The following is an 18262-nucleotide window of genomic DNA, read 5'->3' as shown; positions in this document are numbered from 1 at the left end:
TGTGTGGTGTGCCGCCACCCGCAGGTGGAGGCACACCGGCGCCTGCAGGGCAGGCCGCGACGGATTACTTGTCGGAGTTGTCCAGCTTGGCGCGCAGCAGGGCGCCCAGGCTGGTGGTACCGGCGTTTTCCTTCGCGGACTGGGCCGACAGGTGCGCCATGGCTTCCTGTTGGTCAACCATGTCCTTTTGCTTGATGGACAGCTGGATGTTGCGGGTCTTGCGATCCACGTTCACCACCACGGCCGTGACTTCGTCGCCTTCCTTCAGCACGTTGCGGGCATCTTCCACGCGGTCGCGGGAGATTTCCGAAGCGCGCAGGTAGCCCACGATGTCTTCGCCCAGATCGATCTCGGCGCCACGGGCGTCCACGGTCTTGACCTTGCCGGTCACCGTCTGGCCCTTGTCGTTCACCGTCACGAAGGTGGTGAACGGGTCGCCGTCGAGCTGCTTGATGCCAAGGGAGATACGCTCGCGGTCCACGTCCACGGCCAGCACGATCGCCTCGACTTCCTGGCCCTTCTTGTAGTTGCGCACGGCGGATTCGCCGGGCTCGTTCCAGGACAGGTCGGACAGGTGCACCAGGCCGTCGATGCCGGCAGCCAGGCCCACGAACACGCCGAAGTCGGTGATCGACTTGATCGGGCCCTTGACGCGGTCGCCGCGCTTGGTGTCCTGCGCGAATTCTTGCCAGGGGTTGGCCTTGCACTGCTTCATGCCCAGGCTGATGCGGCGCTTGTCTTCGTCGATCTCCAGCACCATGACTTCGACTTCGTCACCCAACGACACGAGCTTGGAAGGAGCCACGTTCTTGTTGGTCCAGTCCATTTCGGAGACGTGCACCAGGCCTTCGATGCCGGGCTCCAGCTCGACGAACGCACCGTAGTCGGCGATGTTCGTGACCTTGCCGAACAGGCGCGTGCCCGAGGGGTAGCGGCGCGATACGCCCAGCCACGGGTCGTCGCCCATTTGCTTGAGGCCCAGCGAGACGCGGTTCTTCTCGGTGTCGAACTTGAGGATCTTGGCCGTGATTTCCTGGCCGGCGGTGACCACCTCGGAGGGGTGGCGCACGCGGCGCCATGCCATGTCGGTGATGTGCAGCAGGCCGTCGATGCCGCCCAGGTCCACGAACGCACCGTATTCGGTGATGTTCTTGACAACGCCGTTGACGATGGCGCCTTCCTTCAGCGTTTCCATCAGCTTGGCGCGCTCTTCGCCCATGGAGGCTTCCACCACGGCGCGGCGGCTCAGCACCACGTTGTTGCGCTTGCGGTCCAGCTTGATGACCTTGAACTCCAGGGTCTTGTTTTCGTACGGAGTCAGGTCCTTGACGGGACGGGTGTCGATCAGCGAACCGGGCAGGAAGGCGCGGATGCCGTTGACCAGCACGGTCAGGCCGCCCTTGACCTTGCCGGAGGTCGTGCCGGTCACGAATTCGCCGGATTCCAGCGCCTTCTCCAGCGACAGCCAGGAGGCCAGACGCTTGGCGGTGTCGCGCGACAGGATGGTGTCGCCGTAGCCGTTTTCGATCGAGCCGATGGCCACGGACACGAAGTCGCCCACTTGGACTTCGATCTCGCCCTGGTCGTTCTTGAACTCGTCGATCGGCACATAGGCTTCCGACTTCAGGCCAGCGTTCACCACGACGAAGTTGTGCTCCACGCGCACGACTTCAGCGGTGATGACTTCGCCGGGACGCATTTCGGTGCGTGTCAACGACTCTTCAAAAAGGGCGGCAAAAGATTCAGACATGTAGTTCCTTGCCCGCATGCAGGTTTCCGACGGCACCATTGCCTTCGTTTCTAAGACTGCCTGCGGAGGTTGTGCGGCATCACACCGCGGGGTTGAGGTTGTAAGAACCACACGGCCAGTGCGCAGTCAGGGCGCGGCGGGAGCCGTGTGGGCCATGTACCGGCCGTCAGCGCTTACGCGCCGAACGGCTGGCGAGCCTGCCACCAGTCAATCACCTGCATCACGGCCTCGTCGATCGTGTGCTCGGAGTTGTCCAGTACCAGGGCGTCCTGCGCGGGCTTCAGGGGCGAGGCACTGCGGTTTGCGTCCCGCGCGTCCCGCGCTTCCAAGTCTGCGCGAAGGTCGGCGATATTAGCCGAAATTCCCTTGGAAATCAACTGCTTATAGCGGCGCTCGGCCCGGCACGCGGCGCTGGCCGTGAGGAAGACCTTGAGCGGGGCCTGCGGGAAGATCACCGTGCCCATGTCGCGCCCGTCGGCCACCAGGCCCGGCAGGCGGCGAAAGCCATGCTGCAGCGCGACCAGGGCGCCGCGCACCGCCGGCAGCGCCGACACGCGCGAGGCGTTCATGCCGGCCTGCTCGGTGCGGATGGCGTCGGTGACGTCTTCCTCGCCCAGCCAGATGCGGTTGCCCGCGAAGCGCACGGGCAGTTGCCGCGCCAGTTCGGCGATGCGCGGCTCGTTGTCGGGGCTGATCTCCAGGCCCGCACGGGTCGCCGCGAGGGCGGTGATGCGGTACAGCGCCCCCGAATCCAGGAAGTGGTAGCCCAGCGCACGCGCCACGGCAGCGGCCACCGTGCCCTTGCCCGAGGCCGTGGGGCCGTCGATGCAGATCACGGGGATGCGGTCCGCGTCGGTCTGCGCCACCTGGAACAGGGCCTCGAAGTAATCCGGGAAGGTCTTGGCGACGCACTTGGGGTCTTCGATGCGCACGGGCAGTCCGGCCGGGTTGAAGGCCGCCAGCGAAAAGCACATGGCCACGCGGTGGTCGTCGTAGGTGTGGATGCTGGCGGCGCGCCAGTCGCCGGACTGGGCGGGTGGCGTGACGCGCAGGTAGTCCGCGCCTTCCTCCACCGTGGCGCCCAGCTTGCGCAGCTCGCAGGTCATGGCGGCAATGCGGTCTGTTTCCTTGACGCGCCAGCTTGCGATGTTGCGCAGCACGGTCGTGCCCTGCGCATACAGCGCCATGACGGCGAGGGTCATCGCTGCATCGGGGATGTGGTTGCAGTCCAGGTCGATCGCCTTGAGCGGCCAGATGTCGCGGGCCACCTCCAGCCAGTTGGGGCCGCCGGTGACGCGTGCGCCCATGGCTTGTGCGGCCTCCACGAAGCGGATGTCGCCCTGGATCGAGTCCAATCCGACGCCCAGGATCTTGATGCCGTTTTGGCCGCTAGCGCCCGCAGCGATTGCGCCAGCAGCTATGAAATAGCTAGCAGATGATGCATCCGCCTCCACATGGATCAGCCCCGGCGATTGGTACCGGCTGCCCGCGGGAATGGTGAAGCGCTGCCACTGCTCATGCCGCACGGCGATGCCAAAGCGCGCCAGCAGCTCCAGCGTGATGTGGATGTAGGGCTTGGAGATCAGCTCACCCACGACTTCGATCACCACGTCCTGCTGCCGGGCCACCAGCGGCAGCGCCATCAGCAGCGCGGTGAGGAACTGGCTGGACACGTCGCCGCGCACGCGGATCGGCGCCTGCAGCTGCAGCGGCGGCAGACCGCCCGCGTGGGCGATGCGCAGCGGTGGAAAGCCGTCGTTGCCCAGGTAGTCGATGCGGCAGCCGAGCTGGCGCAGGGCGTCCACCAGGTCGCCAATGGGACGCTCGTGCATGCGCGGCACGCCCGACAGCTCGTACTCGCCGCCCAGCAGCGCGAGTGCCGCGGTGAGCGGGCGCATGGCCGTGCCGGCGTTGCCCATGAAGAGCTGCGTGGGCGAGGGCGGCGTGGACGATCCCAAACCCGTGATGCGCACGGTGCCGCCTCCGGCTTCGTCGACCGTGCAGCCGAGCTGGCGCAGCGCATCCAGCATCACGCGCGTGTCGTCGGAGGCCAGCAGGTCGCGCACCTCGGTCGTGCCCTGGCTCAACGCGGCCAGCAGCAGCACGCGGTTGGAGATGCTCTTGGAGCCCGGCAGCTGCACGCTGCCCTGCACGCTGGCCAGGGGCGGCAGGTCGAGGAACGCGGTGGAGAACATCAGTGGTCCTTGTGCTTGCGGGGCGCGCCCATGCGCCAGTGCGCGCGGGTGTGACTGGCGAGCGTGATGAGGTCTTCCAGCGCCTGGTCGTTGTCGGCCTGCATGGCCTCCTCCAGCGTCTGCAGTGCCTGCTTGAACACGCGCGACTGGGCCAGCACCTCGTCGCGGTTGGCGCGCAGGATGTCGCGCCACATCTTGGGGTCGCTGGCGGCGATGCGGGTGAAGTCGCGAAAGCCGGGTCCGGCGAGCGCGAGCAGTTCGTCCGCGTTGGGCTGCGCGGTGATGCCCGAGATCATGGCGAACGCGAGCATGTGCGGCAGATGGCTCACTGCCGCGAAGCTGGCGTCGTGCGCCTCGGGCGACATGCTGCTCACGTGGCAGCCCAGGGCGCGCCACACTTCCTCCGCGCGGTGCATCTGGGCGGTGAGGGTGCGCTCGGTGGGGGTCAGGATCACCTGGCGGCCGGTGTACAGATCGACATCGGCATGTTCCACACCCGATACCTCGCGCCCCGTGATCGGGTGCGCCGGCACGAACGAGCCGATCTGGTCACGCAGCGCGCGGCGCGCGGCCTGCACCACGTCGGCCTTGGTGGAGCCCACGTCCATGAGCAGCATCTGCGGCGTAACCAGATGCTTGATGGCCTTCAGGGTGGATTCGGTCGCGGCCACGGGAACGGCCAGCAGCACGATGTCGGCACCCGCGGCGGCCAGCAGCGCGGAGGGCGCCTCAACGTCGATCACGCCGAGCTGGCGCGCCCGATCGGTGGTGGAGGGCGACTTGCTGTAGCCCACGACGCGCTTGACCAGCCCCGCCTTCTTCAATGCCAGGGCGAAGGAGCCGCCCATGAGGCCGCAGCCGATCAGTCCCAGTTGTTCAAACATGCTGCCCCCTCACGCCGGAACGGGGTAGGTGCCCAGCACCTTGTAGAAGGCGCACAGCTGCTGCAGCTCGGCCAGCGCGGCGGCCACGTTGGGCTGGGCGGGGTGGCCTTCGATGTCGATGTAGAAGTAGTACTCCCACTGTCCGGTGCGCGCGGGGCGGGATTCAAAGCGCGTCATGGACACGCCGTGCTTCTTCAAGGGTACCAGCAGGTCGTGCACCGCACCGGGACGGTTGGGCACCGAGATGATGAGGCTGGTGCAGTCCCGCCCCGTGGGCGCGGGCGTGGCCAGCGTGTGCGGCAGGCAGATCACGGCAAAGCGCGTGCGGTTGTAGGCGTCGTCCTGGATGGCGTGGGCCACCACATGCAGGCCGAACTGCTGCGCGGCGCGCTCGCTGGAGATGCCGGCCCACGCCGGGTTGGTGGCGGCCAGGCGTGCGCCTTCGGCATTGCTGGACACGGGCCGGCGCTCGGCGTGGGGCAGGTGCTTGGACAGCCAGCCCTGGCACTGTGCCAGCGCCTGGGGATGGGCCAACACGGCCTCGATGTGCTCGGCGCTGTTGATGGAGCGCAGCAGGTTGTGGCGCACCAGCAGGCTGACCTCTCCGACCACATGGCAGGGGGTGTGCAGGAACATGTCCAGCGAGCGCGTGACCACACCCTCGTTGGAATTCTCCACGCCCACCACGCCGTACTGCGCGCTGCCCGCGGCCGTGGCGTGGAACACCTCGTCGAAGCTGTTGCAGTACATCAGGTCGGCCGCGCCGCCGAAGTACTCGATGGCTGCCTGCTCGCAGAACGTGCCCTCGGGGCCCAGCACGGCCACGCGCTGGGGCGATTCCAGCGCCAGGCAGGCCGACATGATCTCGCGCCAGATGGCGGACACGTGTGCGCCCTTGAGTGGTCCGGGGTTGGCGTTGGTGATCTTCTCGATCACCTGGGCGACGCGGTCGGGGCGGAAGTAGGGCGTGCCCTCGCGCTTCTTCAGCTCGCCCACCTGCTCGGCCACGCGGGCGCGCTGGTTGAGAAGCTGCAGCAGCTGGTGGTCCAGCGAATCGATCTGCACGCGCAGATCGGCCAGCGCGGGGCTGGCCTGGGGTGTGGGGCTTGAAGCGTTGTCTGCCATGGATTTGATAGCTGCCCGCGCTTGTCTGTTCTGTGTTTGAGTGGAGAAACTATCTCAAACCCAGGTACATCAAGCGCGCGCAGCTCACATTTTTATGAAAGGGCCGTGCCGTGGCTTCAGGCAGCGGTGCGTTCGAAGTCCTGCAGATAGTCCACCAGCGCCTGCACGCCCGCCAGAGGCATGGCGTTGTAGATGCTGGCGCGCATGCCGCCCACGGACTTGTGGCCCTTGAGCTGCAGCAGGCCGCGCTCCTTGGCGCCGGCCAGGAAGGCGTCGTTGCGCGACTCGTCGCGCAGGAAGAAAGGAATGTTCATGCGCGAGCGGCAGTTGGCCGCCACCTTGTTCACGTAGAACTGCGACTGGTCGATGAAGTCGTACAGCAGCCGCGCCTTGGCGATGTTGCGCTGCTCCATCGCGGCCACGCCGCTGGCCGCGCCCTCGCGCTGGCGCTTGAGCCACTGGAAGGTGAGGCCGGCCATGTAGATGCCCCAGGTGGGGGGCGTGTTGAACATGGAGTGGTTCTCGGCCACGATCTTGTAATCGAAGGCGCTGGGGCAGGCGGGCAGGGCGTGGCCCAGCAGGTCCTCGCGCACCACCACCAGCGTCAGGCCTGCCGGGCCCAGATTCTTCTGCGCGCCGCCGAAAGCCAGGCCCACGCGGCTCCAGTCGACGGGGCGCGACGCCACGTGCGAGGAGAAATCGATCACCAGTGGCGCATCGCTGCCCAGGGCGCGCAGGTCGGGCAGCTCCTGGAATTCCACGCCGTGGATGGTCTCGTTGCTGCAGATGTGCACGTAGCTGGCGCCGCGGCTCAGCTGCCAGCCGGCCGGGTCGGGCAGGGTGGTGAACTGGCTCTCTTCGCCGGAGGCCGCGGTGCGCACCTCGGCGGCGTATTTGGCTGCCTCCTTGCGCGACTTCTGGCTCCAGCTGCCGGTGACCACGAAGTCCACGGTGGCTGCGCGCGAGAGGTTCAGCGGCACGATGGCGTTCTCCGCCAAGCCACCGCCCTGCATGAACAGGATCTTGAACTCCGGCGGCACCGCCAGCAGCTCGCGCAGGTCGGCTTCGGCCTGCTCGTAGATCGCGATGAACTCCTTGCCGCGGTGACTCATCTCCATCACGCCCATGCCGCTGCCGTGCCAGTCCAGCATCTCGGCGGCGGCCTGCTGCAGCACTTCCTCAGGGATGGCGGCCGGACCGGCCGAGAAGTTGTAAGGGCGATTCATGGTCATGGGTCAAATGTGCTGCCAGCGCTTGTCAGTCAAGCGCTGGCAGCTATCGTTTTGGAAGCGGTTTCAGGCGTCAGCAGGCGGCGGGGCGTCGGCTGCATCGAGATCGGCGGCGTTCGCGTCGTTCTCCACGATGCGCTGCAGTCCGCTGAGCTTGGCGCCTTCGTCCAGCGAGATCAGCGTCACGCCCTGCGTGGCGCGGCCCAGTTCGCGGATCTCGGACACGCGGGTGCGCACCAGCACGCCGGTATCGGTGATCAGCATGATCTCGTCGTCGGCATGCACCAGCGTGGCGGCCACGACCTTGCCGTTGCGCTCGCTTTGCTGGATGGCGATCATGCCCTTGGTGCCGCGCCCATGGCGGGTGTACTCGACGATGCTCGTGCGCTTGCCGTAGCCGTTCTCGGTGGCGGTGAGCACGCTTTGGTTCTCATCCTCAGCCACCAGCATGGCAATCACGCTCTGGCCGTCCTCCAGCATCATGCCGCGCACACCGCGGGCCTGGCGGCCCAGGGGGCGCACATCGTTCTCGTCAAAGCGCACGGCCTTGCCGCCATCGCTGAACAGCATCACGTCGTGCTGGCCGTCGGTCAGCGCCGCGCCGATGAGGTAGTCGCCGTCGTCCAGGTTCACGGCGATGATGCCGCCCTTGCGGGGGTTGCTGAACTCGTCCAGTGCGGTCTTCTTCACAGTGCCCATGCTGGTCGCCATGAACACATAGTGGTCGGCGGGGAAGGTGCGCATGCCGCCCGTCAGGGGCAGCACGACGTTGATTTTTTCGCCCTCGGCCAGCGGGAACATGTTGACGATGGGGCGCCCGCGCGAGTTGCGCGAGCCGGAGGGCACTTCCCACACCTTGAGCCAGTACAGCCGGCCGCGGTTGGAGAAGCACAAGATGTAGTCGTGCGTATTGGCAATGAAGAGCTGGTCGATCCAGTCGTCTTCCTTGGTCGCCGCCGCCTGCTTGCCGCGCCCGCCGCGCTTTTGCGCCCGGTACTCGGACAGCGGCTGGCTCTTGATATAGCCGGTGTGCGACAGCGTGACCACCATGTCGGTGGGCGTGATCAGGTCCTCGGTGGACAGGTCCTGGGCACTGTGCTCGATGGTGCTGCGGCGCGCACCCACCTTGGACTGGCCGAACTCCTGGCGCAGCGTGGAAAGCTCTTCGCCGATGATCGTGGACACGCGCGCGGGCTTGGCCAGGATGTCCAGCAGGTCCTCGATGACCGACATGACGTCCTTGTACTCGGCCACGATCTTGTCCTGCTCCAGGCCCGTCAGGCGCTGCAGGCGCATCTGCAGGATTTCCTGGGCCTGCGTGTCCGACAGGCGGTACAGGCCGCCATCCTGCATGCCGAACTCGCGTTCCAGCCCTTCGGGGCGGTAGTCGTCGGCGTTGACCACGCCGCCATCGGCGCGCGTGCGCGTGAGCATCTCGCGCACCAACTGGCTGTCCCAGGAACGCGCCATCAGTTCGGCCTTGGCCACGGGCGGCGTGGGCGACTCACGGATGATGCGGATGAACTCGTCGATGTTGGCCAGCGCCACGGCCAGGCCTTCCAGCACGTGGCCGCGCTCGCGGGCCTTGCGCAGCTCGAACACCGTGCGGCGCGTGACCACTTCACGGCGGTGCTGCAGGAAGACCTCGATCAGGTCCTTCAGGTTGCACAGCTTGGGCTGGCCGTCCACCAGCGCCACCATGTTCATGCCAAAGGTGTCTTGCAGCTGGGTCTGCTTGTACAGGTTGTTGAGCACCACCTCGGGTACTTCGCCGCGCTTGAGCTCGATCACCAGGCGCATGCCGGATTTGTCCGACTCGTCTTGGATGTGGCTGATGCCTTCGAGCTTCTTCTCGTGCACCAGCTCGGCCATGCACTCCTGTAGCGTCTTCTTGTTGACCTGGTAGGGCAGCTCGTCAACGATGATGGCCTGGCGCTGGCCCTTGTCGATGTCCTCGAAGTGGCACTTGGCGCGCATCACCACCTTGCCGCGGCCTGTGCGGTAGCCTTCCTTGACCCCGTTGATGCCGTAGATGATGCCGGCCGTGGGGAAGTCGGGCGCGGGGATGATCTCCATGAGTTCGTCCACCGTCGCGTCAGGCTGGCGCAGCAGGTGCAAACAGGCATCCACCACCTCATTGAGGTTGTGCGGCGGGATGTTGGTTGCCATGCCCACCGCGATGCCGGCCGATCCGTTGACCAGCAGGTTGGGCAGCTTGCTCGGCAGCACCAGCGGTTCCTTCTCGCTGCCGTCGTAGTTCGGGCCGAAATCGACCGTTTCCTTGTCGATGTCCGCCAGCATCTCGTGCGCTATTTTTGACAGGCGGATTTCGGTATAGCGCATTGCCGCGGCGCTGTCGCCGTCCACTGAGCCGAAGTTGCCCTGACCGTCCACCAGCATGTGGCGCAGAGAGAAGTCTTGCGCCATGCGCACGATCGTGTCGTATACCGCGCTGTCGCCGTGGGGGTGGTACTTACCGATCACGTCACCAACGATACGGGCGGACTTCTTATAAGGCCGGTTCCAATCATTGTTGAGCTCGTGCATGGCAAACAGCACGCGCCGGTGCACAGGCTTCAGGCCATCCCGCGCGTCGGGCAGGGCGCGCCCGACGATCACGCTCATCGCGTAATCCAGGTAACTGCGCCGCATCTCCTCTTCGAGACTGATGGGCAGGGTTTCTTTGGCAAACTGGGTCATGTCGACGGAGGGGTGGCGGCAGGAAGCGGCCATTTTAGGTGCAACGCCCTGTAGTAGCTGAGCAACACATCCCCGGGATTGCGCTTTTGTCCTACGGTTTGCACCTCGTCAAAGCAGCCCCGGCCTTGTTACGTATGGCACAATCATTTCAACGTTTTTGGTGATGGTCACTGACGACGTCCCTGATTCGCAGCGCGGCTGCGGCTTTTTCCCCAAGAGGAGAACCATGAAGAAACTGAACAAAGTGGCGATGTTGTTGGCCTCTGCTGTGCTTGCTACCTCGGCTGTTGCTCAAGTGAAGGCGGCAGACGGCGGTAAGGTCATCGATAACTGGCAAAACGGCTCGGGTGAGCTGGTCTGGAAGAACGGCACGAATGAACTGTGCTGGCGCGACGCCAACTGGACCCCCGCAACCGCTGCCGAAGGTTGCGACGGCGCTCTGGTGAAGGCTGCTGCTCCTGCTCCCGCAGCTGCACCCGCTCCTGCAGCCGCAGCTCCTGCCGCTCCTGCCCCCGCACCTGCTATCGCTAGCAAGGTGACCTATGCAGCCGACGCTTTCTTCGACTTCGACAAGTCCGTCCTCAAGCCCGAAGGCAAGGCCAAGTTGGACGACCTGGTTTCCAAGGTCAAGGGCATCAACCTGGAAGTGATCATTGCCGTGGGTCACACCGACTCCATCGGTACCGACGCATACAACCAGAAGCTGTCCGTGCGTCGCGCTGAAGCCGTGAAGGCTTACTTGGTGTCCAAGGGCATCGAAAAGAACCGCGTCTACACCGAAGGCAAGGGCGAAAAGCAGCCCGTGGCGGACAACAAGACCAAGGAAGGTCGCGCCAAGAACCGCCGTGTGGAAATCGAAGTGGTTGGTACCCGCGCCAACTGATCGATCCATCGGTCACAAAAAAGCCCCGGCAACGGGCTAGCCGTTCCGTTAAGGTGTTGCTAAGCCCTTGATTCAAGCCCCTCTGCTTCGGCACGAGGGGCTTCGTTTCTTTGGTCGCTATAAGGGACATGCTGAATTTCAAGCCCCTTTCCCTAGGCGTCGCGCTCGTGTGTGCCGCCAGCTTCCTCACTGCCTGCAACGACGAGCCCGCTCCGGACTTCAGGGGCAGCACTCCCGTGGCATACGGCAATCGGACTGTCTCTCTGAGCGTTGAGGCTTGGCGAGACAATGGCAGCCAGCCTTGTCGTGTCCTTATCAGAGGCGCTGAAGTAACAAATTGGGTCAAACCAACCGGTATTCTGCCGCGGATGACCCTAGCCCCGGCAGTAGTGCTGGCCTGCACAGGGCGGAGCCCGTACCTTTCCTCGGTGAGCGGCGAGGGTGAAGGGGGTGTAGCCGAATGGGAAGAGTCCTCGGGGCCTGAATCGGGAGCCCCCCTCTCTGTCTACCAAGTGCGAGTGAGCTCCCTGACTGCGGACCAAGCTCACCTCGAACTACGGGTCCTACGCGGCAAGTGACTCGCTTGCGTGAGCCACGGGGCCGGAGGGCTTGAGCGACCGAGCGGCAGGCGCGCGGCGTCTTTCGGGCGGTTCGGGAGTGAAATAGATGATGTCTTCGGGCGCTATGGGTCCGCGCGCCAGCCCCAGCCGCATTGCCGGCGTTTTCCCGTCCCGGCCAACCTCGCAGTAGTTGAAGTACGTCCGGAAGATGCCGAGCACCTTCACCAGGACTTCGGGGTTGTAGGCGCTCTTCCCGAACCAGAGACGTCGGTCGGTGTTGGCGCTGGCCACCGCGCGTTCTGCCAGCGTGAGGCCTCGCCGGACCTGCATAAAGAAGCGGTCGACAGCGGTAAGGGTGGCTTTCAGGTGCAGTAGCGCCTGGTGGCTAAGCTGGAGCCGACGCTTGTCCGGTTCGGTTTCGACCGGGTCGATATCGGTCAGCCAGCAAACGGATTTCTCAGGCTCACGCATCTCCGATATGGGATGGCGGAACCAGCGGTCCCCCCACTTGCCGATGGCAACCATGCGCGCCAGTTCTTCCTCGGCAGCCAGAAGTTCTGCAGCCTCAGGGGTTACCCCGTATTTCTCCGCTAAGCGCGCCAGACGCCGCTTGGTTGCACCAACCAGCGCGCGCTTCATGTCCACTGACATATCTTTGAGCACCTTGACATAGAAAGCGTCAGCCGTCCGGTCCAGAACCCTTTTCGGCACGGCCGTCAGAATGGCCGCACGTATGCCCGACTCCTGGTCTGTGAAGAAGCGAATCTTCTTGGCACGGCAGAGCAGTCGAGTGACAAGCTGGATGTGGGCGTACATCACCACTTGCTCATGCAGCAGCATGCCCTTTACGGGGGCACGGGATGAGTTCGCGGGGCCTTCACCATCTTCTATATCGGGGCGACCTAAGGCTGCGTCGTACGTCTCTTCGATGACCGATTCCATAGGCTTTCGGGAGGTACCTCCGCGAGGCGCCGCCCTCTCAGCCGCAGCATTCCAATCAGCCGGTAGCCAGACTCTCGCGTAGCGGCGAAACGCTCTGGCAAGTGCATGGTCGCCAAAGCGAACCATGTCCTTCTCTACGTCAGCAGAGTCCAGCGCAGGGTCAAAGTTGACGTTGACCCCGAACACATAGCCCGTAGCCTGGTCGGCCGTTGCAATGGACAGCAAAAGTGTGTTCTTTCGCACCTTCTTAGAGTGCCAGTTCACCACCAGCTTTTGCCGGTCAACCGACAGATATCTTGAGCCTAGGTCGTCGCGTCCCATGAGGGTTCGCTCACGCTCGCCGGCGAACATCTGGGCCTGCTCATAGAGGAAGTCGATGCGGTCGTATAGCTGGCTGGGGGAGATATCGAGGACCTTGATGATGCGCCGCAGCGGCATGGCGTTCATCAGATGCACCAAGATATCGCGATTGGAGTGACTGCGACGTTGGCGCTTGGTTGACCGGCCGCCGAAGGAGAACGCCTTCTTGCAGCCGACACACTTGAACCGGGGAGTTCCGTGGGCGTTGGTGCCGAAGCGAGTCACATTCTCAAGGGATGGCGCCCCCTCCGATAGAGAGCAGGCCTCGTTCGGACACTGCGGGAGTACTGGTTCAAGGTACTCCGACATGCGCATAAGCTCCTCGGCAATCGCCAAGTTGCTCTGCATAGGGGTGATTTCCTCGCACAGGCGGCACTTCAGTGCCGGCTGGTCCTTACCGGTAGCGACCACGGTGTAGTCGCCTGGGCCAACGGAAGAAGCTGGAGTACCGGCCCCGCCTCGGGCAACCGCAAGCTTGGGCGGTACGCCGAAGTTACCGCACTTGGGGTTCTTGCAGTGATTGACTTGAATACCCGCCGCGGCCGGCGGAAATCTAGGCGGCCACTTAGTCGGCTTTACTGAAGTTGGATGAGATTTTTCCTTGGACAAAGAAACGCCCTAGTCGTTGACTAGGGCGGAATTTTGAGCCATTACAGCTTTCTTAGCAACACTTTAACAGAACGGCTAGCGGCAACGGGGCTTTTTTTATGCCTTGCTCGTTGCAGATGGGACAATGAAAACATGACTGTTTCTGTAAACGCCGATCCCGCTGAGTTGGCCAAGTTTTCGGAACTGGCCCATCGCTGGTGGGACCCCGACAGCGAATTCCGTCCGCTGCACCAAATCAACCCGTTGCGGCTGGATTGGATCAATCAACTCTCGCCTCTGGAAGGGCGCAAGGTTCTCGACGTGGGGTGCGGCGGGGGAATTCTGTCGGACTCCATGGCCCGCAAGGGGGCAGAAGTCACGGGGATCGACCTGGCGTCCAAGGCATTGCGCGTGGCGCGGCTCCATGCCCTGGAGGCGGAAACGCCGCGCGTACAGTACCGGGAGATCAGCGTCGAGGAGTTGGCAAACGAGTGTCCTGGGTCGTTCGACACGGTCACCTGCATGGAGATGCTGGAGCATGTGCCCGATCCCCAGTCGGTCGTGGCCGCATGCGCGCGCCTCGTCAAGCCAGGCGGATGGGTGTTCTTCTCTACGATCAACCGGAATGCGAAGGCCTTTGCGTTGGCGATCGTGGGGGCGGAATACCTGCTCAAGATGCTGCCCCAGGGAACGCATGAGTACGCCAAATTCATCCGCCCTAGTGAGCTGGCATCCGCATGCCGCCAGGCGGGCCTTGATGTGTTGCATACGCGCGGCATGCAGTACAACCCCGTAACCGGCCGCTATTGGCTGAGCGGGGATACCGATGTGAATTACCTGTTCGCTACCAGGCGACCCACTGCATGAGCGAGGTGTCTTTCACGGCGGTGCGCGGGGTGTTGTTCGACCTGGATGGCACCTTGATCGACAGTGCGCCTGACCTGGGCTTTGCTGCGGACCAGTTGCGGTCCGTCCGCGGGCTCCCTTCGCTGCCGCTGCAGGCCTATCGTCCCCTGGCCGGCGCGGGCGCGAGGGGTATGTTGTCGGTGGCATTTGGTATCACGCCGGACCATCCGGACTTTCCCGGCTTGAGGGAAGAGTTTTTCACCAACTACGAGCAATGCATCCACGATCAAACGGCATTGTTTCCTGGCATCCAGGAATTGGTGGCTACTCTTGAGCATCGTCCGTTGAAATGGGGTGTGGTGACCAATAAAGCGGAGCGTTTTACCTCGCTCATCGCCCAGCGCGTGGCGCTTTTCGCCAATGCAGGGGCTATCGTCAGTGGAGACACCACTGCGTATTCCAAGCCCCACCCAGAGCCTTTGTGGGAGGCTGCACGGCGCCTGGGGCTGGAGCCGCACGAGTGCATTTACGTCGGTGACGACGAAAGAGATATTCAAGCAGGGCAAGCCGCAGGTATGAAAACCGTGGTGGCCATGTACGGCTATCTTGGCTCGGGCGCCTCCCCGAAGAGTTGGGGCGCGGATGCAGAGATTTATTCCCCCCTTGATCTCTTGAAATTGGTGGGCCTGGACTAAAATAGTCTTCCAAGGGGCTGTCCCGGTTTCGACGTGGGTTCGGAATCGGAGCGGTGCATGTCGAGCTTGAGTGACGCTCGTAAATCTCCATTCACTAAACTAACTGCAAACGACGAACGTTTCGCACTCGCCGCTTAAATACCGGTGAGCCTTGCAACAGCACGCTGATGGGCTGGGCAAGGGGGCCGCAAGGCCTCCCGGCTGCAAGGGAATTTACATCAGCTGGTGGCATGCCGGGCACCTTGGCGTGGTACGAGATTCAAGGGTGCTGGCATCTTGCGTAGCGTGTGCCTGCGCGATGTGAGATGTGAGATTCAAAACAGAGCACTAAACATGTAGATCTGCCCGAAGAAGGCTTGCGGACGCGGGTTCAATTCCCGCCAGCTCCACCACTCAAGACACCGCCACACTCTGGAGAACTGTGGCGTAAGGCATAAAGTGGCCATCTGGCCACATTTGACGTTTGGCCAAATTTTGCTTTATGCAAAATTTGTGCTAGGAACCTTGGAAGAAGTTCCGCACGAGGTGGCTACGTGGCTACCTTGTGGATTTGTGGATTGGTTTCGCGTAAATGGATACGCCCGCGAGCGCATGCTCGCGGGCTTTTTTTGCGCAATGTGCGGGAAGTCTTTGGGACGTGCCCCTTGAGACCTCAGGCTGTGCATCAGATCGCTTGTCGCACCGCAAGCGCAAAAAAGGCCGCGAAGAGCGGCCCGGTAACGCTTCAAGCCACGGGGTTCAGCGCGCCATCCCAGGCTTTGGTGATTCAGTGCAATCGTTGCTCCCGGGGACGGAGAGGCACTTACCCAACGTGCTGCAAAACCTCATAGACGTGGCATGTGTGATGTTGTCTATTGAGGCTTCTGGTCAAGATATGGGTCAGGCTGTAAATCGCTTCAGAACCAGAGACGCATTCACACCGCCAAAACCAAATCCGTTGAGCATGGCGTGCTCTATGGCATGGGCACGCGCACTCCCAGCGATCAGATCCAGGCCGTCGGCCAATGGATCTGGATGTTCTAGGTTGAGCACAGGTGGCGCCATTTGGTCGCGCAATGCCAATACGGTAAAGATCGCAGCGGCCCCGCCAGCGGCTCCCAGCATGTGACCCACGGCGGATTTGGTGGCTGTGATGGATGGGCCAGAGCCGGCTCCAAACACTTGTCGAATGGCTGCCAACTCGCCTCGGTCTCCCACGAGAGTGGAGGTCGCGTGCGCATTCAGGTGTTGAATATCCCAAGGCTGCAGCTGTGCCTGGCGCAACGCGGCGCGCATTGATCGTGCGGCGCCAGAGCCATCCTCCGGCCCGGAGGTGACATGGTATGCATCGGCGGAGGTGCCGTAGCCCACAATCTCGGCCAGCGGCGTGGCACCACGCGCCAATGCATGATCCAGGACCTCCAGCACCAACAGACCCGCACCCTCCGCCATGACAAAGCCGTTCCGAGCCAGGTCAAAGGGGCGTGAAGCCTTTGCGGGATCGCCGTCACTGTAGGTCGTTACTGCTTTCGCGGCGGCAAAGCTGCCCAGCGCAACCCGGTCAATGGTGGCTTCGCTGCCGCCGCAGAGCGCCATATCCGCTTCGTCATTGCGAATCAGCCGTGCTGCATCGCCAATGGCTTGAATGCTGGCCGCACAGGCCGTCACCGGAGCACCCAACGGACCCTTCAGCCGGTGCCGGATCGACACCTGTCCGGCCGCCAAATTGGCCAGGAAAGCGGGTACGGTGAAAGGCGACAAGCGTTTTGGCCCCTTGCCATCCGTCGTGCGCACCGCTTCTGCGATGGTGCTAAAGCCGCCCACGCCGGAGCCGATGATGGTCGCCGCACGCTCTTGCTGCGTATTCCACGCGATGGCGGACAGCATTCCAAACTGATGGCGGACACCTGCGGGGTGTTCTGAGTGACCCGAACGCGGCATACGCTGCCCGGTTTTTTGACCGGAACCAGCGATGCCCACACCCAGGGTCACCATGAGCAAACTACGACACACACTGCAACTGCTGCACCGCGGGGCCTTGAGCACCCGTCAAATCGGTGCCGCCCTCGGCATCTCCAAATCCACTGTCAGCGAGATAGCCAGCTACGCGCGCGTGGCCGGCGTGGACTGGGCACTGGCCCAGAGCCTGAACGACGACGAACTCCAGGCCCGGCTCTACAAGCCACCCGTGGCGCGCGAGTCCCGGCACCTTGAACCCGACCACGCCCACATCCACCGCGAACTGCGCCGACCTGGCGTGACGCTGCAGTTGCTTTGGGAGGAATACCAGCAACAGCACAGCGGGCAGGCGTACAAGTACAGCGCCTTCTGCGAGAAGTACAAGGCCTGGGCCCGGCGCCTGCAGCGCTCCATGCGCCAGACCCACACGGGCGGTGACAAGCTCTTTGTGGACTACGCCGGCCAGACCGTTCCCGTGGTGGATGCCGACACTGGCGAGATACGCCAGGCCCAGGTCTTCGTGGCCGTGCTGGGCGCATCGAACTACACCTACGCCTGCGCCACCGCCAGCCAGAAGACCACCGACTGGGTGGCCAGCATCATTAGCGCGCTGGAGTTCATCGGCGGCGTGCCCCGCCTGCTGGTGCCTGACCAGCCGCGCGCCCTCATGGCCCGACCCGACCGTTACGAGCCCACCGCGCACCGCCTGCTCGAAGAGCTCTGTGCGCACTACAGCCTGGCCGTGATGCCCGCGCGCCCGGCCAAGCCACGCGACAAACCCAAGGTGGAGGTCGCTGTGCAGGTGGTCGAGCGCTGGATTCTGGCCAGGCTGCGCCACCAGACCTTCTTCAGCCTGGCCGAGCTCAACCGGGCGATTGCCGCCTTGCTGGTGGACTTGAACCAGCGCGCGTTCAAGAAGCTGCCGGGCAACCGCACTAGCGCCTTCGCCGAACTCGACCGGCCAGCCCTGCGCCCCCTGCCGCCGGTGCGCATGCCCATCGCGCGCTTCAAACCCGCCCGCGTCAACATCGATTACCACGTTGAGCTCGATGGCCACTACTACTCGGTGCCCCACGCCCTGGTGGGTGAGCCGGTGGAGTTGCGCATCACGGCCGGCACGCTCGAAGTCCTGCACGGCAGCAAACGCGTGGCCGCCCACGCCCTCAATCCCCGACGGGGTGCACACACCACCACGCCCGAGCACATGCCGGCCTCGCACCGGGCGCACCTGCAGTGGACGCCGGCCAAGCTCATCGCCTGGGGTGAGCGCGTGGGCGCGGCCACCGCCGCCGTGGTGCGCTGGCAGATGGAGCACCGCCAGCATCCCGAGCAGGGTTACCGCTCCTGTCTGGGCCTCATGCGCCTGGGCCGTGAGTACGGGGCTGACCGGCTGGAGGCCGCCTGTGCGCGGGCGCAGTCGATTCGCTCACCGTCCTACAAGAGCATCGCCTCCATCCTGGGCTGCGGCCTGGACCAGCGGCCGCTGGATGCGCCGATGGCCGCACAGGCGAGCCTGCCGCTGCACGAGAACGTGCGCGGGCCGGGCTACTACCACTGAACTCCAACG

At 64.0% G+C, this 18262-nt stretch carries 11 protein-coding genes, 1 other RNA gene and 1 pseudogene; 5 read left to right on the top strand and 8 right to left on the bottom strand.

The features are described 5' to 3' along the window. Window positions 1–64: 64 nt before the first annotated feature. The 6 genes from rpsA to gyrA form a co-directional block, all read right to left on the bottom strand. Window positions 65–1768, bottom strand: a complete 1704-nt coding sequence (gene rpsA / locus MRB47_RS14110) for a 30S ribosomal protein S1 (RefSeq protein ID WP_094766865.1) — start codon at window positions 1766–1768, stop codon at window positions 65–67. A 155-nt stretch (window positions 1769–1923) separates the two neighbouring features. Continuing rightward, entirely contained in the window at window positions 1924–3945 is a 2022-nt protein-coding gene (locus MRB47_RS14105; protein WP_252100996.1) for a bifunctional 3-phosphoshikimate 1-carboxyvinyltransferase/cytidylate kinase, read from the bottom strand. Next, window positions 3945–4829 (bottom strand): prephenate dehydrogenase, encoded by an 885-nt coding sequence (locus MRB47_RS14100; protein ID WP_252100995.1) that lies wholly within the window; start codon window positions 4827–4829, stop codon window positions 3945–3947. Before MRB47_RS14100 ends, MRB47_RS14105 begins: the two co-directional genes overlap by 1 nt. 9 nt (window positions 4830–4838) lie before the next feature. Then, entirely contained in the window at window positions 4839–5954 is a 1116-nt protein-coding gene (gene pheA / locus MRB47_RS14095) for a prephenate dehydratase (RefSeq protein ID WP_252100994.1), read from the bottom strand. 116 nt (window positions 5955–6070) lie between these two features. Beyond that, window positions 6071–7180, bottom strand: a complete 1110-nt coding sequence (gene serC, locus MRB47_RS14090) for a 3-phosphoserine/phosphohydroxythreonine transaminase (RefSeq protein ID WP_041838989.1) — start codon at window positions 7178–7180, stop codon at window positions 6071–6073. Between the two features lie 69 nt (window positions 7181–7249). Next, entirely contained in the window at window positions 7250–9883 is a 2634-nt protein-coding gene (gyrA, locus tag MRB47_RS14085) for a DNA gyrase subunit A (protein ID WP_252100993.1), read from the bottom strand. A 226-nt stretch (window positions 9884–10109) separates the two neighbouring features. Here gyrA and ompA point away from each other — a divergent pair, with 226 nt between their 5' ends. Then, entirely contained in the window at window positions 10110–10766 is a 657-nt protein-coding gene (gene ompA / locus MRB47_RS14080) for an outer membrane protein OmpA (RefSeq protein ID WP_011805663.1), read from the top strand. 563 nt (window positions 10767–11329) lie between these two features. Here the strand turns inward: ompA and MRB47_RS14075 are convergent. Beyond that, window positions 11330–13237 (bottom strand): hypothetical protein, encoded by a 1908-nt coding sequence (locus tag MRB47_RS14075; protein WP_252100595.1) that lies wholly within the window; start codon window positions 13235–13237, stop codon window positions 11330–11332. Between the two features lie 132 nt (window positions 13238–13369). Between MRB47_RS14075 and ubiG the strand changes: the two genes are divergently transcribed. The 3 genes from ubiG (at window position 13370) to ssrA (ending at window position 15149) form a co-directional block, all read left to right on the top strand. Continuing rightward, entirely contained in the window at window positions 13370–14083 is a 714-nt protein-coding gene (gene ubiG / locus MRB47_RS14070) for a bifunctional 2-polyprenyl-6-hydroxyphenol methylase/3-demethylubiquinol 3-O-methyltransferase UbiG (RefSeq protein ID WP_011805662.1), read from the top strand. Next, window positions 14080–14757: an HAD family hydrolase gene (locus tag MRB47_RS14065; RefSeq protein ID WP_252100992.1), complete on the top strand. Its 678-nt coding sequence runs from the start codon at window positions 14080–14082 to the stop codon at window positions 14755–14757. Before ubiG ends, MRB47_RS14065 begins: the two co-directional genes overlap by 4 nt. Window positions 14758–14770: 13 nt before the next feature. After that, window positions 14771–15149, top strand: a transfer-messenger RNA (tmRNA) gene (ssrA, locus tag MRB47_RS14060). A 487-nt stretch (window positions 15150–15636) separates the two neighbouring features. Here ssrA and MRB47_RS14055 read toward each other — a convergent pair. Further along, a pseudogene (locus MRB47_RS14055) lies at window positions 15637–16593 on the bottom strand (beta-ketoacyl-ACP synthase II); the annotation flags it as partial. A 115-nt stretch (window positions 16594–16708) separates the two neighbouring features. On the opposite strand from MRB47_RS14055, the gene istA reads away from it, so the two are divergent. Further along, complete coding sequence (istA, locus tag MRB47_RS14050; protein ID WP_252100662.1) at window positions 16709–18253, top strand: IS21 family transposase; 1545 nt, start codon at window positions 16709–16711, stop codon at window positions 18251–18253. The last annotated feature ends 9 nt before the right edge of the window (window positions 18254–18262 follow it).

Origin of the sequence: Diaphorobacter sp. LI3 (genome assembly GCF_022807955.1) — a bacterium.
GTDB classification, from domain to species: domain Bacteria; phylum Pseudomonadota; class Gammaproteobacteria; order Burkholderiales; family Burkholderiaceae_C; genus Diaphorobacter; species Diaphorobacter nitroreducens.
Note: the sequence above shows the minus strand (reverse complement) of the source record. Positions and strands in the feature narration are given on the sequence as shown.